The following is a 25,052-nucleotide window of genomic DNA, read 5'->3' as shown; positions in this document are numbered from 1 at the left end:
CGGACCCCTCTGAGCCGAGGCGCCTACACGTCGACGGTCCACCCCCGGTCGGCTCGGTGACGAGAGCGGTTTCTACGCGTGGCCGCGCGGATCCCAGAGCACGATGTCGGTCGAACGGCGGATGCGACGGCCGCTCGGCACGGGCACGACGCCCGCGGAACCGGCAGCGAAGACTCGCACACCGGGACGGTTCTCCCGCTCGGTGCGCAGGGCGCCCTCGAGCACGGCGATGCGACCACGGAGCGCCCGATTCTCGTCTTCGAGGTCGAGCAGACGCGCGATCGCAGGGAGGCTCACGCCTTCCGAAGAGAGCTGGGCGACCTCGCGCAGCTGTTCGATGTTGCGGGCGGAGTACCGACGCGAGCCACCCGACGTCCGCCCCGGGACCACGAGTCCGATGCGGTCGTACTGCCGCAGGGTCTGCGGGTGGAGACCGGAGAGCTCGGCCGCAGCCGCGATCGCGAACACCGGCGTGTCAGCGTTCATCACGGGTTCCTCTCTCCTCCCTCGCACTCGTGCGCAGGCAGAAGCGCCGGATCAGGCACGTTCCTGTCAGAACGGCCTGATCCGGCGCGAATGCCTGATTCCACGCGCTGCGAGGGGGCGAGGCAGGTCATCGACGCGCCTTCGCCATCAGCTCCGCCCGCGGATTCTCCGTGGGCTCGAGCTCCTGGAACTTCTCCAGAGCCTCCCGCGCGGCGTCATCGAGATGCGTGGGCACCGCGACCTGGAGCTCGGCGAGCAGGTCGCCCGTCCCCTTCGCCGTCGCGACCCCTCGGCCCTTGACACGCAGCACCCGCCCGGAGGGGGTACCGGGGGCGACGCGGAGCTTGACCACGTCGCCGCTGAGCGTCGGGACCTCGATCGTCGCCCCGAGAGTCGCCTCGGTGAAGGTCACCGGGACGACGACGCGCAGATTGAGCCCGTCGCGGGTGAAGACGGGGTGCGGGCGCACCGTGATCTGCACGACGATGTCACCGCTCTCCCCGCCGTCAGGCGAGGGACGACCGCGGCCGCGCAGGCGGATCTTCTGTCCGTCTGCCACGCCTGCAGGGATCTTCACCTTGAACGGCTTGCCGTCGTCGCCCTGGAGGGAGATGGTCTCGCCCTGCACGGCGGTGACGAAGTCGAGCGTCGTGCGTGCGGTGACGTCGGCACCACGCTGCGGTCCACCGAAGCCGCGGTATCCGCCGCTCGGCTGTCCGAACCGCCCGCCTCCGAAGCTCGACCCCTGTCCCTGGTTGAACATCGCGAAGATGTCCTCGAAGTCCGCGGTCTGCCCGCGACCCTGCTGGCCGAACCGGCTGAACACGTCTTCGAAGCCGCCGGCGCCCTGGCCGCCCGCCGTGAAGCGAGCACCGGAGCCCATGGCGCGGATCTCGTCGTACTCCTTGCGCTGTTCAGCGTCGGAGAGCACCGAATAGGCTTCGCTGATCTCCTTGAACGTCGCCTCTGCTTTGGCATCACCCTGATTGGAGTCCGGGTGGTACTTCCGCGCGAGCTTGCGATAGGTCTTCTTCAGATCCGCATCGCTGACGTCCTTGGAGACCCCGAGGGTCTTGTAGAAGTCCTTGTCGAACCAATCCTGGCTGGCCATCGATCACCTACTCTGCAGGGACAGCGACGACGACCTTCGCGGGACGCAGCTCGATGTCACCGAGGCGGTAGCCCACCTCGACGACCTCGAGGATCGTCGTCTTCTCGGCGCCGGGAGTCGGCTGCTGGAAGATCGCCTCGTGGCGCTGCGGGTCGAATTCCTCACCCTTCTCACCGTACGCGGCCACCCCGAGACGCTCCACGACCGCTCGCACCTTCTCGGCGATCACGGCGAAGGGCGTGCCCTCGACCAGATCGCCGTGCTGAGCGGCGCGATCGAGGTCGTCGAGCACCGGGATGAGGCCCTTGGCGGCCTCGCCCTTCGCCCGCTCGATCTCGATCTGGCGCTGCTCCTCGGTGCGGCGGCGGTAGTTCGCGTACTCGGCCTGGAGACGCTTGAGGTCGTTCAGCAGCGTGGACTCGAGGTCGGCGAGCACGGCGTCCTCCGCCGCGGCCTCGCCGGTCTGCGTGGCTCCGAGGATGTCGTCGACCGTGAGGTCATCGACACCGTCTTCCGGAGTCTCGTCCGAGCCCTCAGCGGCCTTCGCCTCGGTGGAGTCCGGGTTCTGCGGCGCGGGGCCGGACGCCTGAGCGTCCGACCCCTCGCTGCGACCTTCGGCGGACTCAGGATTCTGGTTCTCGTCGAAGTTCTTATCCGTCATGATTACTTCTTCTCGTCCTCGTCGTCGACGACCTCGGCGTCGATGACGTCCTCGTCGGAGGAGGGAGCGTCACCGGTAGGGGCCTCGCCCTCAGCCGACGCACCGGCAGCGGCATCCGCCTGCGAGGAGGCGTAGATGGCCTCGCCGAGCTTGGACTGCGACTGGTTGAGCGTGTCGAACGCGGTCTTCACGGCCTCGTCGTCTTCGCCGGCCAGCGCCGTCTTGAGCGCTTCGACGTCGGCCTTGACCTCGGTCTTCACGTCTTCGGGCAGCTTGTCGTCGTTCTCGGTGATCAGCTTGTCGATCGAGTACGCGAGCGTCTCGGCCTGGTTGCGGACCTCGGCGGCCTCACGGCGCACCTTGTCCTCAGCCGCGTGCTCCTCGGCCTCGCGCACCATGCGCTCGATGTCCTCCTTCGACAGCGAGGAGCCGCCGGAGATGACGATCGACTTCTCGGTGCCGGTGCCCTTGTCCTTGGCGGACACGTGCACGATGCCGTTGGCGTCGATGTCGAAGGTGACCTCGATCTGCGGGATGCCACGGGGCGCGGGAGCGATGCCCGTGAGCTCGAACGTGCCGAGCGGCTTGTTGTCGCGGGTGAAGTCGCGCTCGCCCTGGAAGACCTGGATCGCGACGGACGGCTGGTTGTCGTCTGCCGTGGTGAAGGTCTCGCTGCGCTTGGTCGGGATGGCCGTGTTGCGCTCGATGAGCTTGGTCATCATGCCGCCCTTGGTCTCGATGCCGAGGCTGAGCGGGGTGACGTCGATCAGGAGGACGTCCTTGCGCTCGCCCTTGAGGACACCGGCCTGGAGAGCGGCGCCGACCGCGACGACCTCATCCGGGTTGACACCCTTGTTGGCGTCCTTGCCGGTCTCGCGCTTGACGAGATCGGCGACGGCGGGCATACGGGTGGAACCACCGACGAGCACGATGTGGTCGATCTCGGACACCTTGATGCCGGCTTCGCGGATGACGTCCTCGAAGGGCTTCTTAGTGCGGTCGAGCAGGTCCTTCGTCAGGTCCTCGAACTTCGCACGGGTGATGGTCTCGGAGAGCGACACCGGGCCGGACTCCGTCAGCGACAGGTACGGCAGGTTGATGCTCGTCGAGGTGGAGGAGGAGAGTTCCTTCTTCGCCTGCTCCGCGGCCTCCTTGAGACGCTGCAGCGCGATCTTGTCGCCCGCGACGTCGACGCCCGTGGTCTCCTTGAACTGCTTGATCAGGTAGTCGACGAGACGCTGGTCCCAGTCGTCGCCACCGAGACGGTTGTCACCGGCGGTCGCGCGCACCTGGATCGTGGAGAAGTCATCGTCCTTGCCCACCTCGAGCAGCGAGACGTCGAACGTGCCGCCACCGAGGTCGAAGACCAGGATGAGCTCGTCTTCCTTGCCCTTGTCGAGACCGTAGGCGAGGGCTGCCGCGGTCGGCTCGTTGATGATGCGCAGGACGTTGAGGCCGGAGATCTCACCGGCCTCCTTGGTGGCCTGGCGCTCGGCGTCGTTGAAGTACGCGGGGACCGTGATGACCGCGTCGGTCACCGTGTCGCCCAGGTACGCCTCGGCGTCGCGCTTGAGCTTCATGAGGATGCGCGCGGAGATCTCCTGCGGCGTCCACTTCTTGCCGTCGACGTCGAAGCTCCAGTCCGTGCCCATGTGGCGCTTGACGGAAGCGATCGTCCGGTCGACGTTGGTGACGGCCTGGCGCTTCGCGGTCTCACCGACCAGCACCTCCCCGTCCTTGGTGAAGGCCACGACCGAGGGGGTCGTGCGGAAGCCCTCGGCGTTGGCGATGACCTTGGGCTCGCCACCCTCGAGGACGCTGACGACGGAGTTGGTGGTTCCGAGGTCGATACCGACAGCACGTGCCATGTGTTCTCTCCTTTGTTGGAAGTTGCTTGGTGGAAATTCGTTGGGTTCGAAAATCTGCGGCGATCAGGGAAACCTGAGTCGCGATGACTCAACTGTACGCCGACGCTCCACGGGTGTCAAATCAACTTGATACGACTCGACTCAACTTTTTCAGAAGGGCGCGAGAACGGTCGGATCTTCCATGAAAGTGACGGTGTTCGGGGCTGGGGGCCGGTCGACGTAGACCCTGCCGGTCGGGCTCGTCCAGGCGTAGACGCCACCACCCAGGGGCTCGACCGCCCACGGTGAATGATGCTTGAGCACATGATGGCGACGACACAGGTGACCGAGGTTCGACTCCTCGGTGGCTCCCCCGAGCGCGGCATCGTGATGATGGTCGATGTCACAATCGACAGCCGCATGGCTGCAGGTCGGGAATCGACATCGCTGATCCCTCGCCCTCAGATGCCGCTTCAGGTCCGGACCGGGACGATAGCGGTCGACGGCGAGGACCGCGCCGGTGATGGGTTGGGTGAGGATCCGGTCCCACCCCGCTGCCGCACCGGCGAACCGGCGGGCGGTCGCGGGGTCGACCGGAGTGCGGCCGTTCAGCTCGGCCGGAGTCGGGTCCTCGCCGATCAGCGTCGTGACAGGAACCGTGATCGACACCGCCCCGCGAATCGCCGCCAGGAGCCCTTCGGGGCAATCGTGCCCGACCGGAGCGCCGGTGAGGAGCAGGTCGAGGGCGAGATCGGCGCGGCGTTGCGCGAGGGTGCGCCGATCGGGATCCCGGGATTCGGTTCCCAAGGATTCGGGTTCCTGGGACTCGGGTTCCCGCACCACCGCGGCCATCTGCGTCAGGCGATCGAAGACCCCGTGCACGAGAGCCGAGGGACCGAGCAGGCCGAGTTGCGTCATTCCGTCACCGACGTCGTTCACCCACACGGCTCTCTTCTCGCGCGCGTCGAGGTGCCGCTCATCGATCGACCGCGTCTGGAACCGCTCCGCCACCCGGCGAGCCATCCGTCCGACACGGGCGGGAGATTCCGTCTCGGCGAAGGGGATCATCTGAGTCGCGTAAGCGGCGCGGCTCGCCGCATCGTCGAGGTGCTCGCCCGCTTCGCACACGATTCGGGCGTGCGCCGCACTGATACGACCTGCTCCTTGCGCTTCCCAGACCAGCGGGAAGTGCTCCACGACCCAGTCCGCATCCGCCATCCGGCGCTGCACCGTCCGATCACTCACCCGGAGGGCCGTGGCGAACTCCGCGGCGACCGTGCGGGCCGACATGTCTCCATTATCGGGATGCTCCGCCTGCGCGGCCACTTCGAGTGCGAGCCGCGAGCCCACGGCCAGGATGCCGTCTCGCGCGGCCTGCAGACTGCTGATCGTGCGCTCGACCTCGACGAGCATCTCGGTGAGCGCTGCGAGGGCATCCACCTGCTCGTGAGTCGCATCCGCCAGTGCCGTCATACCCTCAGTGAACCAGGGGCCACCGACATTCAAAGGCCCAGATCAGGATCGGAAACCGAGATACCGGAATGGGCGCGGACGCGGCTCGGCTCACTTGCCGCCGGGCGGTCCGACCAGCAGCAGGATGACGTAGAGCGCGACGATGCCGACCACGAGCAGCACCGCGAGCGCCCAGGGCTTCCGGAGGAACCAGCGCATCAGCCGGTCGTACCACCGTCGATCGCGGGGATCGTCCGTCGCCTCCAGACGCCACGCACCGTCGAGCCGCCGGGTGCGGTGCAGCCAGATCTCCGTCGGGATGGTGGCGTAGGGGACGACCGCGCTCGCGACCGCGAGCACGCCGACCCCGACGTGCCAGCGCTGGTTCAGGGCGACCAGGATCGCCGTCGCCGCGTAGGCCAGGAAGACGAAGCCGTGGACGCCTCCGCCCACCGTCACCACCACGCCGGGGGCGCCGACGGCGCGGGCGATGATGGCGCCGATCAGGATCGTCCAGGTGATCGCCTCCGCGATCGCGAGGACTCGGTACAGACGGTCGGGGGTGCGGAACACGGTACTCCTCGGGTGGGGTGCTTCCACCGTATCCGGCCCGTCATCCCCTTCGAATCAACCGAATGGTTGAGTCCGTCTGGACAGACGATCCCCCCCCCCCGGAATCGACGGCGGAATAGCAGACCGCGCGACGACGTTGCCGAAGGCATGGTGACAGTGGATGCGGATGCGCTCTCGAGCGTGCTCGGTGCGGTCGACCTGCGCGTCGGCATCGGACGCCGAATCTCGGTAGCTGCGGGAGCGCTGCTGCCGATCCCCGCCGATACCATCACCCTGGTCTACATCGCCGAGGGCGCTGTGCAAGGCCATCCTCCACTCCGAGATGGCTGCCGCCTCGACGTCGACCCCGCCTCGCAGCGGCTCAGGCTCGACACGGAGACCCGCCACGACCTTCTCGTGACGGGTGACGCGTTCCTGACCCTCGGCCGGTCGCCGTTCGCGCTCGAGGCCCACGACGAGACGAGCCTGATGATCGCCGACATCGAGCTCGCGGATGCGGCGTCGCCCCTGCCTGCGCTGCTGCCCCCTTTCCTCACCGTGACCGGTTTCGACACCGTGGAACCCGCCGCCGCCGCGCTCGCTTTGAACATGGGGGTGGTCGACCACACGGTCATGCCCGCCCGCCAGGGAGATCCGGTGATCTGCCGTCTGATGGCCACGACCGTCCTGTTGTCGGTCATCCGCGCCTGGGCCGCGAACGGCTGTGCCCCCACGGGCTGGCCCTCCGTGTCGCGCGATCCCTTCCTGGACCGCGTGATCGACGCCATCCACGAGGAACCGGGTCGCGACTGGACGGTCGAGCGTCTCGCCGGCATCGGAGCGATGTCGCGCTCGACCTTCGCCGAGCGATTCCGCAGCGCCGTCGGACGCTCTCCGGCCGACTACGTCACCGAGGTGCGCGTCGACGCGGCGAAGCGGATGCTCGACGCGGGGCGCTCCGTCTCGGACATCTCCCGCGAACTGGGCTACGCCTCGGATGAAGGGTTCAGCCGCGCGTTCCGACGCCGCACCGGGCAGAGCCCGTCCGTCTGGCGCCTCGCGAACCGCACTCCCGTCTCCGCCTGACGGTCCCGGCACGGGTCAGGCTCTGCTGCTGACCCGGTTCGAGGCGCCGAACAGCACCGCGCCGGCAAGCAGCGAGACGGCACCGATCACGTAGACCAGTTCGACGCTCAAAGTGTCGACGAGCACTCCGCCGAGGCCGGCCGCGAGCATGATCGCGCCCTGGAACCCCACGACGACCAGGCTGCCCCCGGCTTCGAGCCGATCGGGCATCCGGTGTCCGACCCAGGTGTTCACGACGATCAGCCAGGACGAGAAGAAGAAGCCCCACACCAGCACGACGACACCCACACCGGCGATCGATCCGGAGAGCAGGATCATCGCGGTCACCGACACGGCGATCACCAACGGCGCGAAGACGGCGAAGAAGGCGAACGTGCGGTCGATGACGAGCCCGATGGTGATGTTGCCGAGCAGACCACCGACGCCGAACAGTGCGAGCAGCACGACGATGGTCGAGGCGTCGACGTCGGGGATGCGCTCCAGAGCGAGACGCACGTAGGTATAGGCGAGGAAGTGCCCGAGGACGACGAGCACATGCCCGACCATGCCGAGGCCGATGCCCGGACGGCGCAGGGTGTCGACGAGCAGCCGCAGACTCGACGCCTGTTCTGCCGGAACGGACGGCAGGGCGAACCGCAGCACGACCGCGAGCACGAGCATCAGCACGCCCGCGAGAGCGAAGACGGTCCGCCAGTCCATGAGCTCACTGAGCATGACGCCGAGCGGCACTCCCGCGACCGTCGCCAGCGACACACCGGCGGAGGTGAACATGACACCGCGTCCGAGGTTCTCAGGCCCAGCCAGGCGTGCAGCCACGGTGATCGACATCGCCCAGTACGCGCTGATCGCGGCGCCCAGCAGGAAGCGCGCCAGCAGCACGATGATCAGATTCGGCGCGATCGCCACGATGAGGTTCGACACGGCCGCGGCGAGCGCCATCCACAGCAGCAGCGACCGTCGGTCGAGGCGCGGGAAGATCAGCCCGACCGTCGGAGCGACGACGAGACCGACGAGTGCGGTCACGGTCACCGTCTGCCCGGCCTGCCCCGGGGTCACCCCGAGGCCATCGGCCATCTCGGTGAGCACGCCGTTGGGCAGGAACTCTCCCGTGACCAGCAGGAACCCCATCAGCATCAGCACGATCAGCCCGCCGTAGCGGATGCGGGACGCCGCAGAGGAAGACACGGTGGGTACAGGGGCTGTGGTGGTCATGATTCCACGGTCGCAGGGTCCGGACGCCTTCGCCCGACCACGCGTCCGCCGCATCCGACCGATCGTCCGGGGCGGACCCGGCAGGTTCCCAGCCGGAGCCCGCAGAGTGGTCGGTATGCAGGAGCGGGGCGGAGCACGGCGACGGATGGCGCGCGGCGCCCTGATCGTCACGGGAATCCTGGTCGTCTCCGGTTGCACCCCGGAGCCCGTGGTCGGTCCGGACGACTGGGGCCTCGAGCCCATCCCGTTCCAGAATTCCGTCACCGGATCCGGCCCACACGCCGAGCCGGTCGGGCGTCCGATAGACCTGGCCTACGGGATGCACGTGCTATCGGCCGACGGGGCGGGCGGGTTCTGGACCGTGTCCTCGGGGTCGTGGCTGCACGTCGATGAAAACGGCGAGACACTCGCCCGGTTCGACACCGAGCCCGGTGACGCACTCTCGCAGATCGCAGCGATGGCGCCGATGTCGGAGACCGAGCTGGTCGTGGTGCAGGGCGATCGGGCCCACGTGATGCCGCTGCTCTCGGTGCTCGACACCACCACCATGACGATGCGCGATCTGCCGGGCGACGCCGTGGGGGACGAAGGCGACTTCGACTACGGGGACTTCGAGTTCGGCGACGTGGCCGTACACGACGGCGACGCGATAGTGGTGCGGTACCAGCCGCGACCTCCCGAGCAGTACCTCGACTACGAGGTGCTGCGCGTCGACCTCGACAGCGGGGCACGGACCATGCTGCACAGCGAGCCGATCGAGTTGGACGATGCACCGGGCGCCCGGCCCGGGGTGCCTCCGATCGGCCTCGATGTCGACGACGAGGGACGCGTCTATCTGGCGACCCCTTCCGCACGGATCGTGCTCGCCGCCGACGGAGAGGAGTTGAGCCGGGAGCCCCAGGTCGCCAACCGCCCTCTGGTCGCCGTCGCGTCCAACGGGGCTGTGCTGTGGTGGGGCGGAGCGCCGGAGAGCACCGGAGCCCAGGGTGTGATCGTCGGTGGCTCCTCCGAAGCGCGGGCGGCGATCGAGCCACGCCTGCACTGCCCCGAGACCTCCGACGGCGATGCGCTCCGCCTCAGCGACGACGCAGGACAGCATCCGCTGCCGTTCCTGTGCGGTGCGAACGCCGCCGCGTGGACGGGCGGCTCCTGGGTCGTCGCGACCGGCGGCGAGGGCGACGGCGTGCTCATCCGGCTCACTCCGCCGGTCGGGCACTGACCTCGCCCCTGGACAGGCTCGACGGAGAAGCCGTATGCTCGACGACGCACCGGGATGAGCCCGGGAAGCCCGAGCGGAAGGAGCCGAGGACATGAACACCGTCTTTGTCGCGCTCTCCGCCGACGACCTTCCCCTCGAGGCCACCCGCTCCTGATTCCGGCGTGGCCTCCCTCCTGGAGCCACACCTTGACTGATCTCTCCGCTTCCCCGGAAGCCTCCTCGTTCGACGCATCCTCGTTCGAGACCCTCGAAACCGAACTCTCCTTCGCCGACGTCGACCCCGGCGAGGGCCAGCGCTGGTCCACCTGGCCGGCGATCACCCCGTCCGAGCGCGGGCCCGAGCCGTGGCCCGCGTGGCTGGTGACCTCCGCCGGTGCGCTCGACACCGAACGGGGCGTCCTCAAGACCGGCAAGGAAGCCGACGTGTTCTTGATCGAGCGCGCCGTGCCCGGTGATCCGGCGCAGCACACACTGCTCGCCGCGAAGCGCTACCGCAGCGCCGAGCACCGCAGCTTCCACCGTTCCTCGACCTACACGGAGGGTCGCAGCACCCGCAACACCCGCGACACCCGAGCCCTCGCCAAGAAGTCGAGCCACGGTCGCGATGTCGCGGCCGCGCAGTGGTCGTTCGCCGAGTTCGAAGCGCTGTGCCGAATGTGGGAACTCGGCGCGCCGGTGCCGTACCCCGTGCAGGTGAACGGCACCGAGGTGCTGATGGAGTTCCTCGGCGACGCGGACGGCACGGCCGCGCCCCGGCTCGCGCAGTCCCGCGGCGACCGTGCCGAGCTTCGGGAGTACTACGCCCAGATCGTCGATCTGATGCGGATCTTCGCGGCGGCCGGCTTCGCCCACGGCGACCTCTCCGCCTACAACCTGCTTGTGCATGAGGGACGGGTGCGGGTGATCGACCTGCCGCAGATCGTCGACATCATCGCGAACCCACAGGGGCTCGACCTGCTGCACCGCGATTGCGTGAACATCTGCGACTGGTTCGCCCGGCATCGCGTCGAGTGCGACCCCGAGGAGCTGTTCGCCGAACTGCTCGCGGCGTCGTTCGCCTGAGTCAGGCCGCGAGGCGGGCGGCCAGCAGCGTCACGAGCTCGTACACGACATGGCTCGCGGCGATGCCGGTCATCTGCGCGTGGTCGTAGGCGGGCGACACCTCGACCACGTCCGCACCGACGATGTTCTGCGCGGACAGGGCGCGCAGGATCCGCAGCAGCTCCCGGCTCGTGAGGCCACCGGCCTCGGGCGTACCGGTCCCCGGCGCGTGGGCGGGGTCGAGCACGTCGATGTCGATCGACACGTACAGCGGCTTGTCGCCGATGCGTTGGAGGATGCGGGCGATACCGGCCTCGACCCCGTGCTCCTCGATGTATTCGCTCGACACGATCGAGAAGCCCAGCCGCTCGTCGTCCTCGAGGTCCTGCTTCGAGTACAACGGGCCGCGGGTGCCGACGTGGCAGCTGGCGGTGAGGTCGATCAACCCCTCCTCGCTCGCGCGACGGAAAGGCGTGCCGTGGGTGACGGGCGCTCCGAAGTAGGTGTCCCACGTGTCGAGGTGCGCATCGAAGTGCAGCACCGCGACGGGGCCGTGCTTCGCGGCGACCGCGCGCAGCAGCGGCAGCGCGACCGTGTGGTCTCCGCCGATCGTGACGATGCGCTGCACCTGCTCGCCGAGCACCAGGGCCGCGCGCTCGACCTCGTTCACGGCTTCCGTGAGGTCGAAGGGGTTGACCGGGATGTCACCGGCATCCACCACCTGCGCGATCGCGAACGGCGACACGTCCTGCGCCGGGTTGTACGGCCGCAGCAGTCGCGACGACTCGCGCACGTGTGACGGACCGAACCGCGTGCCCGGCCGGTAGCTGACGCCCGAGTCGAAGGGGATGCCGACCACGGCGATGTCGGCGCGCGGCACGTCTTCGATCCGCGGCAGCCGCGCGAAGGTCGCGATACCGGAGTAGCGGGGGTTCACGGACGCGTCGATGGGGCCCACGTTCTCGGTCATGGCTCGTTCCTGTTCGTCGGGGAGGATTCGTCGGATGCTGGTCTCAGAGGGCGTGCTGCGGGATGTGCACCAGCTGCACGCCGCCGTCGGCGATCGCGTTCCGGATGCTCGATCCGATGTCGTCCCGTCGTGGCACACGACGCCCGGTCGCGCCGAAAGCCGTGGCGAGAGCCGCCCAATCGGGCTGCACCAGATCGACGCCGATCGGGGTCATGCCGCGGTCGACCTCGTTCTGCCGGATCTCGGCATAGCCGCCGTTGTCGACGCACACGATCGTGACGTCGAGGCGCTGCTCGACCGCGGTGACCAGCTCGTTCACGCAGAACATCAGGGCTCCGTCACCGATCACCGTGACGACCGGATGCTCCGTCTGCGCGACCCGCGCACCGATCGCGGCGGGAAGGCCGTAGCCGAGGGTCGCGTAGGTGGGCGTGTAGAGCAGGGAGTGCGGATGGGCCGACTGCAGCACGCTGCCGAGTGCCAGGTAGACGATCTGGGACGAGTCGCCCGCCACGATCGCATCCTCGGGGAGGGCATCGGCGATGATCCCGGCGAGCGCCACCGTCTCGGGGGCGGTCTCGCGCATCTCGGCCTCGATCGCGGTGCGTTCGGCGGCGAGGTCGGGCGTGCGCGCAGGGAGCTCCGGAAGGGCGGCGAGCAACGCCCCCAGCGCGGCAGCCGCATCCGCCGTGATCCCGACCGTCGCGGCGAGGTTCTTGTCGCGCTGCGCCGGCGAGATGTCGATACGGATCACGGAGCCGCAGGCCGCGAGCCGCGGTGCCCACAGCTCGGCTTCGCCGAGCTTCGAGCCGACCACGAGCAGCACGTCGGCGTGCTCCGCCACGGCACGAGCCGCCGCGAGGCGGAGGTTCGAACCGAGCGAGAGGGCGTGCCGCTCATCGACCACGCCCTTGCCGTTCAGCGTGGTCAGCACCGGGGCCCCCAGTCGCTCGGCGAGGGCTGTGACCTCGTGCGCCGCATCCGTCGCTCCCCCACCGGCGACGATCACCGGGGTCTTCGCGGCGGTCAGCAGGCGCACGGCCTCGGCAAGCGCCGCCGCATCCCCGGACACCCGTGCCGGGACCGGACGCGGCCGGCGCGCCTCGGCGGCGACATCGGCCGGTGCCTCCAGCACGTCGAGGGGGATCTCGATGTGCACGGGACGGGGGCGACCGGTGCGGAACAGCGCGAACGCGTCGTGCACGGCCTCGACCGCCTCGGCGGCGCTGGTCACCCGTCGCGACCATTCGGCGATAGCGCCGACCATGGCCGTGGCGTCCTTCGTCTCGTGCAGCGTGCCCACGTCGGCGAACTCGGCACCGAGCGGCACCCCCGGAGAGAGGACGAGGAGGGGACGCGATTCGCAGAACGCGGTGCCGATCGCGCTCAGGGCGTTCTGCAGGCCGGGCCCGGAGGTGGTGATGACCACCCCGGGGAGACCGGTCTGCTGCGCCCAGCCGTCTGCACCGTAGCCGGAGCCCTGCTCGTGGCGGTTCGTGATGGCGCGGATCCCGAGCTCGGCGAGCGGCCGGTAGAGCTCGAGGTTGTGGGTGCCGGGGATGCCGAAGATCGCGGTCACACCGTAGGCGCGGATCGTCTCCAGGACCGCCCGGCCCGCGGTGTCGGCGTACTGCTCGGAGTTCATCGGATCATCCTCACACCCGGTGGCGGCGAACGCCGTCGACCCAGGTCTCGCGCACGGTGATCGTCGAGATCTCCTCAGCCGGAACGGACAGCGGATCGCCGGACAGCACCGCGAAGTCGGCGTACTTCCCGACTTCGAGGGAGCCCAGATCGTCTTCGCGACCGATCGACGCGGCGCCCTCGATCGTGTGCGCGCGCAGGGCGGCGAGCGCGGAGATCCGCAGGTCGTCCGGTCCGAGCTTGTGCCCTCGTCGGGTGACGCGGGTGACGGCGGTCTGGATGGCCTCGAGCGGGATCGGCTCCGCGACAGGCGCATCCGAGGAGATCGTGATCGGCACCCCGGCCCGTTCGAACTCCCCGAGCGGGTTGAAGCGCTCGCCCGGGGTCCCGATCGCCTCCTCGACGCCCTCACCCCAGTTGAAGTAGTGCTGCGTCTGGTTGACCGGACGGATGCCCGAGGCGGCCATCCGCTCGATCTGCGCGGGCGTCGGCAGACCACAGTGCTCGATGCGATGGCGGGCATCGTCATCCGGATGCTCGGCGAGCGCGGACTCGATCGCCGCTACGACCATCTCGATCGCGGTGGGCGACTGCGCGTGCGTCGCCGTCTGCAGCCCCGCGGCGTGCGCCTTGCGGATGAGCCCCGCGTACTCCGCGGGCTCGTGGTAGAGCTGACCGGTGCGGCAGGGGTCGCCGACGTAGCCGTCCGGGAAGTACGCGGTCCAGCCGCCGAGCGTGCCGTCGGCGTAGAACTTGATGCCCGCGAAGCTCAGATGCGCGTTGCCGAACTGACCGACGAGACCCATCTCGAGCGCCTCGTCGAGCAGGTGCGACAGCAGGTACATCGACACCCGCAGCTCCAGGCGTCCGGCCTCGGCCAGCCGCAGGTACATGTCGAACTCGCGCCGCGTGACCTGACAGTCGCCGATCGAGGTGACACCGCCGGCGAGGAAGCGCTGCGTCGCCGCATCCAGCTGTCGCAGGTGCTCCTCCGGCTCATCGGCGAGGTGGAAGTTCGGGCCGTGGTGGCCGATCTTCACGCCGTGCACTCCGGTGAGGATGTTGCAGGCGGCGTCCGAGAGCTCGCCCGTCAGCTCGCCGTCCGCGTCGCGGAAGAACTCGCCGCCGTCGGGGTTCGGGGTGTCGCGGTCGACGCCACCCGCCTGTAGCGTGTACGAGTTCACGACGCCGCCGTGACCCGAGGCGTTCATGAGGTACACCTCGCGATCGGCGGCGACCTCATCGAGCTCGAACCGGGTGGGGTGCCGCTTCTCCGCCAGGTTGCGCTGCTCGTAGCCGTAGCCGCGCACCGGTCGCCCCTCGGGCAGATCGGCGGCCGCCGCCTTCAGCAGCGCCACGATCTCGGGGATGCTTCCGGCCTTCTCGGGCCCGCAGTCGACCCAGGTCATCATCTGCCCGAACATGAGCGGGTGCGCATGCGCGTCGACGAAGCCGGGGACGACGACCGCGTCACCGAGATCGATGCGCTCAGGCGAAAGACCCGCCCGTTCGACCGCGGCCTCGCACTCCGCGGACGTGCCGATCGCGAGGATCCGCCCCCGGTCGGTCAGCATCGCCGTGGCCGTGGTGGCTGCGGCATCCGCGGTGTGGATCGCCTGCGCGGTCAGGAGGACGGGTGTCTCCTGCGCCGAGCGGTCGAAGGGGGTGAGCTTTCTCATGGCAGCCTGTTCGCGGTCGTGTCGGTGCGGGCGGTGAAGGAGGCGGTGACGGGGGCCTCGTCGGAGTGCTGCGGCGCGAGACGCGTGCAGATGCCGGCGATGAGGGCCATGCCGATGAACATCGCGATGACCGACCAGATGCTGCCCGTCCAGGCGATGAGCTGGGTCGCGAACCAGGGCGAGAACCCGGCCCAGACCGCCGCCCCCACGCCGTAGGACAGCGCGATCGAGGTGTAGCGGGCCTGTGGGCGGAACATCTGCGAGAGCAGAGCGGCGATCGGCGCATAGGTCGCGCTCATCGCGATGCGCACCAGGGAGGCGAAAAGGAAGATGAGCGGTTCGACGCGGCCGGGCAGGATCAGCAGGAACGGCACGAAGGTGAGCACCGAGGTGAGCAGGCCGAGGTACATGACGGTCTTGCGCCCCCACTTGTCGCCCAACCAGGCGACGGGGAGGGTCACCACGAACTCCACGAAGGAGGCGATCGTCATGGCATCGAGGATGACCTGCTCGCTGATCGCGACCGGCTCGCCCGTGGCGTACGCGGTGGCGAAGGTCGTGGCCAGGTAGTAGCCGCCGGTCGAGATCGGCAGGATGCCGATGCCGAGGAGGATCGGACGCCAGTTGGTGCGCAGTGCGAAGGCGAGCGGCATCGACTGCTTGCGGCCCTCGACCTTCGTCTCGAAGACCGGGGTCTCCTCGACGCGGTAGCGCACCCAGAAGCCGACGCCGACCAGCACGATCGACAGCAGGAACGGGATGCGCCATCCGCCGTTGATGATGAAGTCGTCGCCCATCCGCGTCATGATCGCGAAGATGCCCGACGCCAGCAGTGCGCCTGCCGGGTTGCCGAGCTGCGTGAAGCCGCCGTAGAAGGTCTTGGACTTCTCGGGGGCGTGCTCGACGCTCATGAGCACCGCGCCACCCCACTCGCCGCCGACTGCGAGGCCCTGCACGGCGCGGAGCAGGATCAGCAGGATCGGGGCCAGGATGCCGATGTTCTCGTACGTCGGCAGGCAGCCCACGAGCACCGTGGCCGCGCCCATCATCAGCAGCGTGATGACCAGAGACGTGCGCCGGCCGAGCTTGTCGCCGATGTGGCCGAAGATGATGCCACCCAGCGGGCGGACGAGGAAGGCGACGGCGAAGGTCGCGAAGGCCGCTGCGGTCTCGGCCAGCCGGTCGCCGCTCGGGAAGAACAGCGGACCGAAGACGAGCGCCGCGGCGGTCGCGTAGACGTAGAAGTCGTACCACTCGATGGTGGTGCCGACGAAGGCGGCGATGCCGGCGCGTCGTGCCCTGCTGTGCGTGCCGCTGGTGGGGGTGGTGGTCATGAGGGTGCCCGCTCCTTTGCGGAAGTTGTCGGATAGCGAAGGATGCTACGGACGTGAGGAGTCATCAGCAAGGTCAGAACTCCAGCGAGAATGAGTATTCACTGAACTTCTGATCGCAGAACCGCGCAATGCTCTCCTTCTCGACAGCACGAGCGCTCCTAGACTGGATAAGCGCGCGGCAAACCGTGCGTTCGCGGGAATCTGACGAATCGAGGCGAAACCATGGATTTCGATGCCGAACTCATCCGTGCGCTGCAGGAAGACGGTCGCGCCAGCATCCTCTCGCTCTCCGAACGGCTCGGGCAGTCGCGGGCGGCCGTCGCGACGCGGCTGCGGACCATGCTCGCCGACCGCACGGTCCGGGTGGTCGCCGCCGTCGATCCGGTCTTCCTCGGGCAGCACGTTCTCGCCCACGTCTCCCTCCGCACCGACGGAACGGTCGAGCACGTCGCCGAGCACCTGCGCGACATGAGCGAGACCGTGCTGGTGTCGGCTGTCGGCGGCTCGCACGACGTGGTCACCGAGGTGCGCGTCGGGTCGATGTCGGAACTGCACGATCTGCTCGCGCTCATCCGAGCGATCGACGGCGTCCACGACATCAGCACCATCATCTACTCGACCGTGATCAAGGGCTTCTTCGTCTCCGAGTACCACGGTGACGTCACACTCGATCTGATCGACGAGGCGCTGATCGAGCGACTTCAGGCGGACGGCAGGGAGAGTTTCCGCGCCCTGGGTGAGGAGGTGCGCCTCTCCCCCTCGGCCGTGGCGACCAGGGTGCAGCGACTGATCGACGCCGGGGTCATCAAGATCAGCGCGGTCGAGGCACGCGGGCTCGCGCACCGGCAGCTGTCGATGGGAGTCGGCATGACGCTCGGCGACGACGACGGAGCTGTGATCGACGAGCTGCGGCGCGGGCGCGGGGTGGACTTCGCCGCACGCACCCTCGGTCGCTTCGACGCGGTGGCCACGCTCGTCGAGCCCTCGGCCGGAGCGCTGTATGCGAGCCTGGAGCGGCTGCGTGCGCTGCCCGGCGTGACGCGCATCGAGGCCTGGCTGCATCTCGCGGTCCTCAAGGAGGACTACGCCCGCACGCTCCGTCCCCTCCGCACGGACTGACCCCATCGCCCCCGCTACCTTTCGAATCGCGTGAATGGCGGTATCCGGGCCGGAGATCCGACCAGTTGCGCGATTCGAAGTCGGAGGTGTCGACGCGGCGCGCCGTCACCGGACGTTCACCGGAGGCCGCCAGACTTCCCCCATGAGCGAACCCGAATCTCGCCCTGGCGTCCCGGAGCCCGCAGCGACTGCCAACAGCGGCGCCGTCGCCGTCGTCGGGCTCGACCTCCGCGGTGAGACCCCCGCCCCCAGGAAGCAGGTCTACTCCTGGGCGCTGTGGGACTGGGCGACCCAGCCCTTCAACACCGTCATCCTCACGTTCGTCTTCACCGCGCTGTATCTGGTCAGCGAGTCCTTCCTCCCCGCCGACATCGCGGCTCTGAGCGAGGACGATGCGGCCCGGATCGCGGCGGAGGCGGACCTCGCCTCCGGGCTCGGCCTCGGGTCCACCATCGCCGCCTTCGGCATCCTGCTCCTCGCACCGGTGCTCGGCCAGCGCGCCGATGCCGCCGGTCGGCAGAAGCTCTGGCTCGGGATCGGCACCGGTGCCCTGATCCTGTGCATGCTCGGGCTGTGGTTCGTGGAGCCGGCCCCGAGCCTGTTCTGGCTGGGCGTCGCGCTCATCTCGGCGGCGACCGTGTTCCAGGAGATCGCCGCGGTGAACTCCAACGCGATGCTCATCGGCATCGCCACACCTCGAAACGTCGGCCGCATCTCCGGGCTCGGCTGGGGCTTCGGCTACCTCGGCGGCATCATCGCCCTGGTGATCGTCGTCGTGCTGGACACCTTCGACTGGTTCGGGATGTCCACCGACAACGGACTCGCCTACCGGTTGATCGCGGTCGGCTGCGCGGTGTGGGCGATCATCTTCAGCATCCCGATCTTCCTCAATGTGCCCGAGCCCTCGCTCGGCCGCCCGGAGCGCAAGGTCGGCTTCTTCGCCTCCTACCCCCTGCTCGTCAAGGACGTCGCCGGGCTCTACCGCAACGAGGAGACCCGGCCCACCTTCTGGTATCTGCTGGCGAGCGCGGTGTTCCGTGACGGACTCGGCGGCGTCTTCGCCTTCGGTGCAATCATCGGGACGGCAGTCTTCAAGTTCGGCACTCAGGACATCATCGTCTTCGGCATCGCGGCGAACCTGATCGCCGGAGTCTCGACGATCGCCGCAGGCCGACTCGACGATCGACTCGGACCGAAGCGGATCATCCTCATCTCGATCGGCTCGATGATCGTCGCGGGCCTCGCGGTGTTCTTCCTGCGGGACGTCGGCGCCATGGTGTTCTGGATCGGCGGCCTGATCCTGTGCGCGTTCGTCGGACCTGCCCAGGCAGCGGCCCGCTCCTTCCTCGCCAGGGTCACCCCGGCCGGGCGCGAAGGCGAGATCTTCGGTCTGTACGCCACCACCGGGCGGGCGGCGAGCTGGATGGCCTCCGGCGCGTGGACCCTGCTGATCGTCCTCACGGCTCAGACCGCGTTCGGCATCCTGGGCATCGTGATCGTGCTGCTCGCCGGCTTCCTGCTGCTGCTTCCCGTGAAGGCGCCGCGCTGACGGGAGGCTCCCGTTCACAACTCCGGAGAAACGGGCCGAAACCGCGCCTCAGGGGGCGTTCAGACGGCGGGTCGCCGATTTCTTCCGGAGTTGTGAACGAACTCAGCGCTGCCAGTTGTCTGCGAGCTTGTTCAGCAGCCTGGCGAGTTCGACACGCTCCTCCTCGGTGAACGAGGCGAGCGCAGTCCGCAGCATCTCGCGCCGCTCTCCGCGCATGCCGCGGGCGATACGGCGTCCCTCGTCGGTCAGCGCGATGCGCGTGCGCCGCGCGTCGTCGGGGTCGGCCTCGCGACGCACATAGCCACGCTCGACGCCCTGCTGGACAAGCCGTGATGCCCGCGGCTGGTCGACGCCGATCGCCGCACCGAGGTCGCTCACACTGAGCGGAGCCGCGGCCGCGGCCAGCGCCTCCAGCATCCGCATGCGGGCAGGACCACCGAGGCGTCCGGAGGGGTCCGCCATCCAGGGTGGCATGCCCGGGTGTCCACGATGGTGATCGAAGTGGTCATGCGCATCGTCGCCGTGCGGCCCACCGTGCCAGCCGTGCGGGCCGCCCTGACCACGACCGGCCCCACCTCGCCCGCCGGGACCGCGCTCTCCCTGACGGCGTCCACGCAAGCGGGACAGAGCCTGGGCGATGGCCTCGGCGGGATCCGGCTGGGCGTCGTTCGAGTCTGGGGTCACCTCTCGATTTTACATGCGACTTGACATGCATTCCAACTTCATGTCACACTACATATACATGCACTGTGACATACACATGCACACGGACAACGAAGGACTTCCCATGAACACCTCTGAATCACACAACTCCGAGAACACCACCCGCCCGTTCGGCTATTGGCTGAAGGCCGCCGACCGCCTGATGGCGGCCGAGTTCGCCGCCGCCTTCGACAGCGAGCACGCGAACCGCCGCGACTGGCGGATCCTCAACGCCGTCGACGGCACCGTCGCGCCGGATCGTCCGCTGAACACGCACAAGCTGCACGGCCTGATCGAGCGCGGCTGGGTCGCCGCCGACGGCGACGGCTGGGCACTCACCGACGATGGTCGCGCGGCGAAGGATCGCCTGGGCGCCATCGTGGACGAGATCCGCGCGAAGGTCGCCGATGCCGTGCCCGCCGAGGACATGGCCACCACGCTGGCGTCGCTGGAGAAGATCGCACGCGCGTTCGGCTGGGACGAGGAGACCCCTCTTCCCCGCGGGCGTCGCCACGGATTCGGCGGCCACCGCCTTGGTCGCGGGGCCCGCCACGGGTTCGGCCACCCGTTCCGCCGGGACTTCGGCCCGGGCACCGACACCGAGCACGGATGCCGTCATGGCCACCCGCACGAGCACGGCCACCCGCACGAGCACGGCCACCCGCACGGACACGCTCCGTCCGGACGCAAGGCTCAGCGCGCGTTCGAGCGCGGCTTCGACGCCGGCTTCGCCCGCGGTCGCGACGCCTGACGCCCTGCACACCATCGACGAAACGCCTCATCCGGCAGCGGGTGGGGCGTTTCGCGCGTCGCAGCTCCGGCGTCAGAAGTCGAGGAGCGCCACCGCGGACTCCTCCGCACCGGCAGCACGGAGGCGACCGCGCATCGCCGCGGCGGCGAGCGCGTACGGGCGATCATCGTCCATCAGCAGCGAGCGCGCGTTGGCATGCTCGTTCAAGGCGATGAGCTCGAACGCGAGCACCTCCGCATCGGCGTCGATCTCCCCCGAGGCCACCGCGTGACGGAGCTGGGCTTCGAGGTATCCGTACCAATCGACCAGCGCCGCACGCACCGCGTCACGGACGGGTCCGGACTTCGAGTCCACGTCGGCCGCGGTGGCGGCGAAGAAGCATCCCCCGCTGAAGACCCGATCCTTCGAATAGGCGAGGGAGTTGCGCAGCAGCGCGGCGAGGCGGTGGACACCCCGCGGATGCTCCCGAGCGGGCTCGACGACCCGGGAGGTGAAGATCTCCCTCGCGGCCTCGACCGTGGCGAGCTGCAGGCCCTCCTTGCTGCGGAAGAGCGTGGCGATGCTGCTCTTGCTCGACCCGGAGGCCTCGGCGAGCCTCCCAATAGTCAGCCCGTCCAGACCTTCGACGGAGGCGAGATCGGTCGCGCTGTGCAGCACGATGCGACGGGAGGCATCGCCACGAGCCCGCCGCCCGTCCTGCACCGTATGGATCGACATCCTCCTAGTATACGAACGATCGTTCGCCTAGTATACGTATGATCGTTCGTATTGTTTGGCGAAAGGGTCCCCATGCCGTCGATCCCCGTGCTGCTCACCCGCGGCATCCACGCCGCAGCCCGCGTCTCCCCCGCGCTCGCGGGCGACCTCGCGTACCGCCTCTTCTTCAGCACCTCTCCCCGGATGCCGGTGCGCGACGCCGACACCCCGACGTTCGACGACGCGCGCCTCGGGAGTCTGCGCGTGCGAGGCGTCGACGTGTCGACGTACGAGTGGGGCCGCGGCCCCCGCGCAGTGCTGCTCCTGCATGGGTGGCGCGGACGGGCCTCGCAGTTCGCACCGCTCGTGCGCGAACTCGTCGCAGAGGGCTTCCGCGTGCTCGCCTTCGACGCGCCCGCCCACGGCGACTCCGCCGGCGGCCGCACCGATGTGCGCGACTGGGTCGACGCCGCCGAACAGCTGCACACCGCCCACGGCCCCTTCACTGCGATCGTCGGCCACTCGTTCGGGGCCTTCGCCGCGTTGACGGCCGCCCGATCCACGGTGCCCACCGACGCGGTCGTCGCGATCGCCGGAGCAGCCGGGCCCGACGCCTTCCTCGCGGAGTTCGCGCGGGAGCTCCGCCTCGATCCTCCGACGACCGCGCGACTCTCGGAGCGATTCCGCCGACGGCTCGACCTGGATCAAGCCACGATGCGGGCGCGCTACGACGCCGTACGGTATCCGCTTCCGGCGCAGACCGCACTGCTGGTCGTGCACGACCGCGATGACGGACGGATGCCGGACTCCGATTCCCTCCGGCTGCACGCGGCCCACGGCGAGCGCTCCCGCCTGCTGCGCACCGAAGGGTTCGGACACACCCGCGTACTGTCGGCGGATGCGACGCTCGACGCAGTCGTCGCGCTCGTGACGGGCGGGCTGACCCGTCCGGCGCCGGCCCCGTCGGACGTAGGCTGGATCGGTGGCGGAATCCCGGGGAAGAGTATGGACGGGCGTCCTCCGCGTCGAACCGCACCGCGGTGATCACCGAGTGGCCCTCCGAGCGGCGATCAGCGTGGCGGCGCCATTGCTCGTGCTGTGGATGCTGGGCCGCCTCGACCTGAGCATCTATGCGAGCTTCGGCGCCTTCGCCGCCCTGTACGGGCGTCATGACGTGTTCCGCGATCGCATCCGGATGCAGGCGAGCGCCGGCGGGATCATCCTCGCGTCGATGCTCGTCGGCACCGCGCTGTCGGCCCTCGCCGTCCCCGCTGCGGTCAGCATCCTCGTCGTCGCCGTGATCGCCTCCGCCGTCACCCTGCTCGCCTACACGATGCGCTGGCACCCGCCGGGGCCGCTGTTCCCGGTTTTCGCGGTCGGAGCGTGCGCGACCATCCCGGCCACCGTCGCCTCCTTCGGCGACGTGCTGCTGGTCGGCGGACCGAGCGTCCTGTTCGGGCTATCGATCACCGCGCTCGTCGGCGTCTTCACCCGCCGCACGGACGACGTGCCGCCGAAGACTCCGCAACCCGTGGGCCCGATCGCCCGGGAGATGGCGCTGTCGGTCGGCATCGCGATCGTCGGGGCGGGCGTCGCCGGGCTGCTGATCATGGACTCCCACTGGTACTGGGCGGCCGTCGGAGCGGTCGCCGCCGTCAGCGGCCCACAGCTCAACGCCCGCGTGATCCGCGGGATCCAGCGTCTGCTCGGGACGCTGCTCGGGGTGCTCGTCGCAGCCGGGATCCTCGCCTTCGACCTGCCGCCCCTCGCGGTCATCGCCCTCGTGGTGATGCTGCAGGCCGCCGCCGAACTCTTCGTCGGGCGCAACTACGGCATCGCGATGGTGTTCATCACACCGCTCGCGCTGCTCATGGTGCACCTCGCCGCCCCGGCGCCCGTCGACGTGCTCCTGCAGGATCGCGCGATCGAGACGGTCATCGGCGTGACGGTCGGCACGCTCGTCGCCGTCGCCTCGGCCGCCCTGCGCCGGCGGCGACGGATCGGGAAGAGCGCCTGAGCGACCTCAGATCCGCAGGACGACGGCAAGCGTCTCCCCGCCGTCGGCGCCGGCCCAGGGGAAGCTCACCGTGTTCAGCAGGAACACCACGAGTCCGATCGCGGCGATCAGGAGCACGAACAGGAAGACGAAGATCGCCACGGTGAGACCGCCGTAGCTGCCGGAGGTCGGGGCCTCCGGCGCGACCGAGGGCCGAGCCCAGTCATCGGCGACGGCGGCGGGTGGTTCGCCGTCGAGGATGGCGGGGGTCGGTCGCGGTCGGTCGGAGCGTCGACGCGTCTCGGACGGAGGCGGTGGGAGCACCGCATCCGCGGGTGGGATCGCTGCCGACGGGGGCGGGCTGAGCAGGCCGTCCGGAATCGGGATGTCCGGCGGGGGCGGCGGGATCACCGCCTCCGCGGGCGGAATCAGCGGCTCCTCGGGAACCCCGCCCTCCTCAGGGCCGATCGGTTCTTCCGGGGTGGTGCCGCTGATATCGCTCATCTCAGCCTCCGACTGCTCCGACGTCGGTCACGCCGACGTCCGTCCGATGGAAGTTCTGGAACGACCGGGAGGCCGTCGGTCCGCGCTGTCCCTGATAGCGGTTGCCGTAAGGGCCGGACCCGTAGGGGTTCTCCGCGGGCGACGTCAGCCGGAAGAAGCACAGCTGCCCGATCTTCATCCCGGGCCACAGCTTGATCGGCAAGGTGGCCACGTTCGCGAGCTCCAGCGTCACATGGCCCGTGAATCCCGGATCGATGAACCCGGCCGTCGAGTGCGTGATGAGCCCGAGACGCCCGAGCGAGGACTTGCCTTCGAGGCGGGCGGCGATGTCATCCGGGAGGGTGACCTGCTCGAACGTCGCCCCGAGCGCGAACTCGCCGGGGTGCAGGATGAACGGCTCCTCGGGGTCGACCTCGATCAGACGCGTGAGCTCCGGCTGATCGACCGACGGATCGATGAACGGATACTTGTGGTTGTCGAACAGCCGGAAGTAGCGGTCCAGACGCACGTCGATGCTCGACGGCTGGATCATCCCCTCTTCGCGCGGCTCGAGGCCGACGCGGCCGGATGCGAGTTCTGCTCTGATGTCGCGATCGCTGAGAAGCACGGCACCAGCCTAGTTGCCCTCGGCACGCGCGACGCCGGGCAGGTTCATCTCCTCGCGCATCCGGATCACCGTGCGCCGCAGCGGCTCGACCATCGAGTGGGGCCATCGCGCGTCCGTGCGGCTGGTCGGCATCGTCACGCTCAACGCAGCCGCGACCCCGGTCTCCTCCGGCCAGGTGACCGGCATCGCCACGCACCGGCATCCGTCGATGAACTCCTCGTCGTCGACGAAGAAGCCCACGTCGCGCCCTTTCGCGATCACCTCGAGGATGTCGTCCGGATCGGTGATCGTCCGGGCGGTCAGACGAGGGATGGCGACCTGTCGCAGTCTCCGGGAGGCGTCGTCGTCCGCCAGCGTGCTCAGCAGCGCCTTCCCGATGCCCGTCGCGTGCGCGTGCAAGCGCATCCCGACGTTCGAGGCCAGCCGCATCGGGTTGGGGGAAGGACTGATGGCGATGTAGACGTTCTCGACCCCGTCCAGGCGTGCCATCTGGACGGTCTCCCCCGTCTGATCGGTGAGCGCGCGCATGAGTGTCGGTCCCGACTCCAGGAGCAGACGATGCCCGTCGTAGCGCTGACCGATCTGCCAGGCCTTCAACCCCAGGGAGTAGCGCTTGGTCACCGGATCGAGCTCCACCCAGCCGGCCGCGACCAGTGTGCGCAGCAGACCGTGCGTGCTCGAACGCGGCAAGCCGAGGGCTTCCAGGAGCTGGAGGAACGTCTGCGCCTCGGACTCCGCGAGATGCTCGATGATCTCCAGCGCGCGCCCCGCGGACTTCACAGCGCTCGGCGTGTGCTCGGTGTCCGTCATGTCTCCCCCGATGGATGAATTGTG

General features: G+C 69.1%; 24 protein-coding genes. 8 read left to right on the top strand and 16 right to left on the bottom strand.

All coding sequences use genetic code 11. The features are described from left to right. Positions 1-72 precede the first annotated feature (72 nt). The 6 genes from LC041_RS16195 to LC041_RS16170 all read right to left on the bottom strand — a co-directional run bounded on the left by LC041_RS16195 (position 73) and on the right by LC041_RS16170 (position 6,130). Positions 73-486 carry a heat shock protein transcriptional repressor HspR gene (locus LC041_RS16195; RefSeq protein ID WP_226534121.1) on the bottom strand — a complete coding sequence of 138 codons (414 nt, stop codon included), beginning with the start codon at positions 484-486 and terminating at the stop codon, positions 73-75. A 127-nt stretch (positions 487-613) separates the two neighbouring features. After that, positions 614-1,597, bottom strand: a complete 984-nt coding sequence (locus LC041_RS16190) for a DnaJ C-terminal domain-containing protein (protein ID WP_226534120.1) — start codon at positions 1,595-1,597, stop codon at positions 614-616. Between the two features lie 7 nt (positions 1,598-1,604). Next, entirely contained in the window at positions 1,605-2,258 is a 654-nt protein-coding gene (locus LC041_RS16185; RefSeq protein ID WP_226534119.1) for a nucleotide exchange factor GrpE, read from the bottom strand. A 2-nt stretch (positions 2,259-2,260) separates the two neighbouring features. Next, positions 2,261-4,126: a molecular chaperone DnaK gene (dnaK, locus tag LC041_RS16180; protein ID WP_226534118.1), complete on the bottom strand. Its 1,866-nt coding sequence runs from the start codon at positions 4,124-4,126 to the stop codon at positions 2,261-2,263. Positions 4,127-4,276: 150 nt separating this feature from the next. Beyond that, on the bottom strand, positions 4,277-5,578 hold the full coding sequence (locus LC041_RS16175; protein ID WP_226534117.1) for an HNH endonuclease signature motif containing protein: 1,302 nt from the start codon (positions 5,576-5,578) through the stop codon (positions 4,277-4,279). Positions 5,579-5,668: 90 nt separating this feature from the next. Continuing rightward, entirely contained in the window at positions 5,669-6,130 is a 462-nt protein-coding gene (locus LC041_RS16170; RefSeq protein WP_226534116.1) for a DUF3817 domain-containing protein, read from the bottom strand. Positions 6,131-6,277: 147 nt separating this feature from the next. On the opposite strand from LC041_RS16170, the gene LC041_RS16165 reads away from it, so the two are divergent. Further along, positions 6,278-7,195 (top strand): helix-turn-helix domain-containing protein, encoded by a 918-nt coding sequence (locus LC041_RS16165; protein ID WP_226534115.1) that lies wholly within the window; start codon positions 6,278-6,280, stop codon positions 7,193-7,195. 15 nt (positions 7,196-7,210) lie between these two features. Here the strand turns inward: LC041_RS16165 and LC041_RS16160 are convergent, their stop codons facing one another. After that, complete coding sequence (locus tag LC041_RS16160) at positions 7,211-8,407, bottom strand: MFS transporter (RefSeq protein ID WP_226534114.1); 1,197 nt, start codon at positions 8,405-8,407, stop codon at positions 7,211-7,213. A 115-nt stretch (positions 8,408-8,522) separates the two neighbouring features. On the opposite strand from LC041_RS16160, the gene LC041_RS16155 reads away from it, so the two are divergent. Together LC041_RS16155 and LC041_RS16150 are read left to right on the top strand one after the other, a co-directional pair. Continuing rightward, on the top strand, positions 8,523-9,626 hold the full coding sequence (locus LC041_RS16155) for a hypothetical protein (RefSeq protein ID WP_226534113.1): 1,104 nt from the start codon (positions 8,523-8,525) through the stop codon (positions 9,624-9,626). Between the two features lie 186 nt (positions 9,627-9,812). Further along, positions 9,813-10,688: a serine protein kinase RIO gene (locus LC041_RS16150; protein ID WP_226534112.1), complete on the top strand. Its 876-nt coding sequence runs from the start codon at positions 9,813-9,815 to the stop codon at positions 10,686-10,688. 1 nt (position 10,689) lies between these two features. On the opposite strand, the gene speB is transcribed toward LC041_RS16150, so the two are convergent. From speB to LC041_RS16130, 4 genes are read right to left on the bottom strand one after another with little or no spacing between them, the layout of a single operon-like run. Beyond that, a complete protein-coding gene (gene speB / locus LC041_RS16145) occupies positions 10,690-11,637 on the bottom strand; it encodes an agmatinase (RefSeq protein ID WP_226534111.1) in 948 nt (315 codons plus the stop codon). 43 nt (positions 11,638-11,680) lie between these two features. Beyond that, positions 11,681-13,282, bottom strand: coding sequence for a thiamine pyrophosphate-binding protein (locus tag LC041_RS16140; RefSeq protein WP_226534110.1), 1,602 nt, complete (start codon positions 13,280-13,282; stop codon positions 11,681-11,683). Positions 13,283-13,292: 10 nt separating this feature from the next. Then, complete coding sequence (locus LC041_RS16135; protein ID WP_226534109.1) at positions 13,293-14,960, bottom strand: amidohydrolase; 1,668 nt, start codon at positions 14,958-14,960, stop codon at positions 13,293-13,295. Then, positions 14,957-16,294 (bottom strand): MFS transporter, encoded by a 1,338-nt coding sequence (locus tag LC041_RS16130; RefSeq protein WP_226534108.1) that lies wholly within the window; start codon positions 16,292-16,294, stop codon positions 14,957-14,959. Before LC041_RS16130 ends, LC041_RS16135 begins: the two co-directional genes overlap by 4 nt. A gap of 222 nt (positions 16,295-16,516) precedes the next feature. On the opposite strand from LC041_RS16130, the gene LC041_RS16125 reads away from it, so the two are divergent. Both LC041_RS16125 and LC041_RS16120 read left to right on the top strand, forming a co-directional pair. Continuing rightward, positions 16,517-17,413, top strand: coding sequence for an Lrp/AsnC family transcriptional regulator (locus LC041_RS16125; RefSeq protein ID WP_226534107.1), 897 nt, complete (start codon positions 16,517-16,519; stop codon positions 17,411-17,413). Positions 17,414-17,555: 142 nt separating this feature from the next. Next, the gene (locus LC041_RS16120; RefSeq protein ID WP_226534106.1) at positions 17,556-18,962 is read left to right on the top strand and encodes an MFS transporter; all 1,407 of its coding nucleotides are present in this window, start codon (positions 17,556-17,558) and stop codon (positions 18,960-18,962) included. Positions 18,963-19,064: 102 nt separating this feature from the next. Here LC041_RS16120 and LC041_RS16115 read toward each other — a convergent pair whose 3' ends face one another. After that, positions 19,065-19,646, bottom strand: coding sequence for a MarR family winged helix-turn-helix transcriptional regulator (locus tag LC041_RS16115; RefSeq protein ID WP_226534105.1), 582 nt, complete (start codon positions 19,644-19,646; stop codon positions 19,065-19,067). A 103-nt stretch (positions 19,647-19,749) separates the two neighbouring features. Here LC041_RS16115 and LC041_RS16110 point away from each other — a divergent pair, with 103 nt between their 5' ends. Then, positions 19,750-20,415 (top strand): hypothetical protein, encoded by a 666-nt coding sequence (locus tag LC041_RS16110; RefSeq protein WP_226534104.1) that lies wholly within the window; start codon positions 19,750-19,752, stop codon positions 20,413-20,415. 72 nt (positions 20,416-20,487) lie between these two features. Here LC041_RS16110 and LC041_RS16105 read toward each other — a convergent pair whose 3' ends face one another. Next, entirely contained in the window at positions 20,488-21,132 is a 645-nt protein-coding gene (locus LC041_RS16105; RefSeq protein ID WP_226534103.1) for a TetR/AcrR family transcriptional regulator, read from the bottom strand. Between the two features lie 72 nt (positions 21,133-21,204). Between LC041_RS16105 and LC041_RS16100 the strand changes: the two genes are divergently transcribed. Both LC041_RS16100 and LC041_RS17410 read left to right on the top strand, forming a co-directional pair. Next, the gene (locus tag LC041_RS16100) at positions 21,205-22,155 is read left to right on the top strand and encodes an alpha/beta hydrolase family protein (RefSeq protein WP_226534102.1); all 951 of its coding nucleotides are present in this window, start codon (positions 21,205-21,207) and stop codon (positions 22,153-22,155) included. Next, positions 22,094-23,128: an FUSC family protein gene (locus tag LC041_RS17410; RefSeq protein WP_226534101.1), complete on the top strand. Its 1,035-nt coding sequence runs from the start codon at positions 22,094-22,096 to the stop codon at positions 23,126-23,128. Before LC041_RS16100 ends, LC041_RS17410 begins: the two co-directional genes overlap by 62 nt. 6 nt (positions 23,129-23,134) lie before the next feature. On the opposite strand, the gene LC041_RS16090 is transcribed toward LC041_RS17410, so the two are convergent. From LC041_RS16090 to LC041_RS16080, 3 genes are read right to left on the bottom strand one after another with little or no spacing between them, the layout of a single operon-like run. Beyond that, complete coding sequence (locus tag LC041_RS16090) at positions 23,135-23,611, bottom strand: hypothetical protein (RefSeq protein ID WP_226534148.1); 477 nt, start codon at positions 23,609-23,611, stop codon at positions 23,135-23,137. A 1-nt stretch (position 23,612) separates the two neighbouring features. Next, positions 23,613-24,218, bottom strand: coding sequence for a dCTP deaminase (gene dcd / locus LC041_RS16085; protein WP_226534100.1), 606 nt, complete (start codon positions 24,216-24,218; stop codon positions 23,613-23,615). 9 nt (positions 24,219-24,227) lie between these two features. Beyond that, positions 24,228-25,028 (bottom strand): IclR family transcriptional regulator, encoded by an 801-nt coding sequence (locus tag LC041_RS16080; RefSeq protein ID WP_226534099.1) that lies wholly within the window; start codon positions 25,026-25,028, stop codon positions 24,228-24,230. Positions 25,029-25,052: the final 24 nt, after the last annotated feature.

It is taken from the genome of Microbacterium paraoxydans, assembly GCF_020524545.1.
In the GTDB taxonomy this organism is placed as follows: Bacteria; Actinomycetota; Actinomycetes; order Actinomycetales; family Microbacteriaceae; genus Microbacterium; species Microbacterium paraoxydans_C.
This window is presented reverse-complemented; position numbering and strand designations above follow the sequence as displayed.

Bases quoted from the DNA above. Each gene is read 5' to 3' on its own strand.
- LC041_RS16195 (WP_226534121.1), bottom strand. From the start codon at position 486: ATGAACGCTGACACGCCGGTGTTCGCGATCGCGGCTGCGGCCGAGCTC.
- LC041_RS16190 (WP_226534120.1), bottom strand. From the start codon at position 1,597: ATGGCCAGCCAGGATTGGTTCGACAAGGACTTCTACAAGACCCTCGGG.
- LC041_RS16185 (WP_226534119.1), bottom strand. From the start codon at position 2,258: ATGACGGATAAGAACTTCGACGAGAACCAGAATCCTGAGTCCGCCGAA.
- dnaK (WP_226534118.1), bottom strand. From the start codon at position 4,126: ATGGCACGTGCTGTCGGTATCGACCTCGGAACCACCAACTCCGTCGTC.
- LC041_RS16175 (WP_226534117.1), bottom strand. From the start codon at position 5,578: ATGACGGCACTGGCGGATGCGACTCACGAGCAGGTGGATGCCCTCGCA.
- LC041_RS16165 (WP_226534115.1), top strand. From the start codon at position 6,278: ATGGTGACAGTGGATGCGGATGCGCTCTCGAGCGTGCTCGGTGCGGTC.
- LC041_RS16160 (WP_226534114.1), bottom strand. From the start codon at position 8,407: ATGACCACCACAGCCCCTGTACCCACCGTGTCTTCCTCTGCGGCGTCC.
- LC041_RS16155 (WP_226534113.1), top strand. From the start codon at position 8,523: ATGCAGGAGCGGGGCGGAGCACGGCGACGGATGGCGCGCGGCGCCCTG.
- speB (WP_226534111.1), bottom strand. From the start codon at position 11,637: ATGACCGAGAACGTGGGCCCCATCGACGCGTCCGTGAACCCCCGCTAC.
- LC041_RS16140 (WP_226534110.1), bottom strand. From the start codon at position 13,282: ATGAACTCCGAGCAGTACGCCGACACCGCGGGCCGGGCGGTCCTGGAG.
- LC041_RS16135 (WP_226534109.1), bottom strand. From the start codon at position 14,960: ATGAGAAAGCTCACCCCCTTCGACCGCTCGGCGCAGGAGACACCCGTC.
- LC041_RS16130 (WP_226534108.1), bottom strand. From the start codon at position 16,294: ATGACCACCACCCCCACCAGCGGCACGCACAGCAGGGCACGACGCGCC.
- LC041_RS16125 (WP_226534107.1), top strand. From the start codon at position 16,517: ATGGATTTCGATGCCGAACTCATCCGTGCGCTGCAGGAAGACGGTCGC.
- LC041_RS16120 (WP_226534106.1), top strand. From the start codon at position 17,556: ATGAGCGAACCCGAATCTCGCCCTGGCGTCCCGGAGCCCGCAGCGACT.
- LC041_RS16110 (WP_226534104.1), top strand. From the start codon at position 19,750: ATGAACACCTCTGAATCACACAACTCCGAGAACACCACCCGCCCGTTC.
- LC041_RS16105 (WP_226534103.1), bottom strand. From the start codon at position 21,132: ATGTCGATCCATACGGTGCAGGACGGGCGGCGGGCTCGTGGCGATGCC.
- LC041_RS16100 (WP_226534102.1), top strand. From the start codon at position 21,205: ATGCCGTCGATCCCCGTGCTGCTCACCCGCGGCATCCACGCCGCAGCC.
- LC041_RS16090 (WP_226534148.1), bottom strand. From the start codon at position 23,611: ATGAGCGATATCAGCGGCACCACCCCGGAAGAACCGATCGGCCCTGAG.
- LC041_RS16080 (WP_226534099.1), bottom strand. From the start codon at position 25,028: ATGACGGACACCGAGCACACGCCGAGCGCTGTGAAGTCCGCGGGGCGC.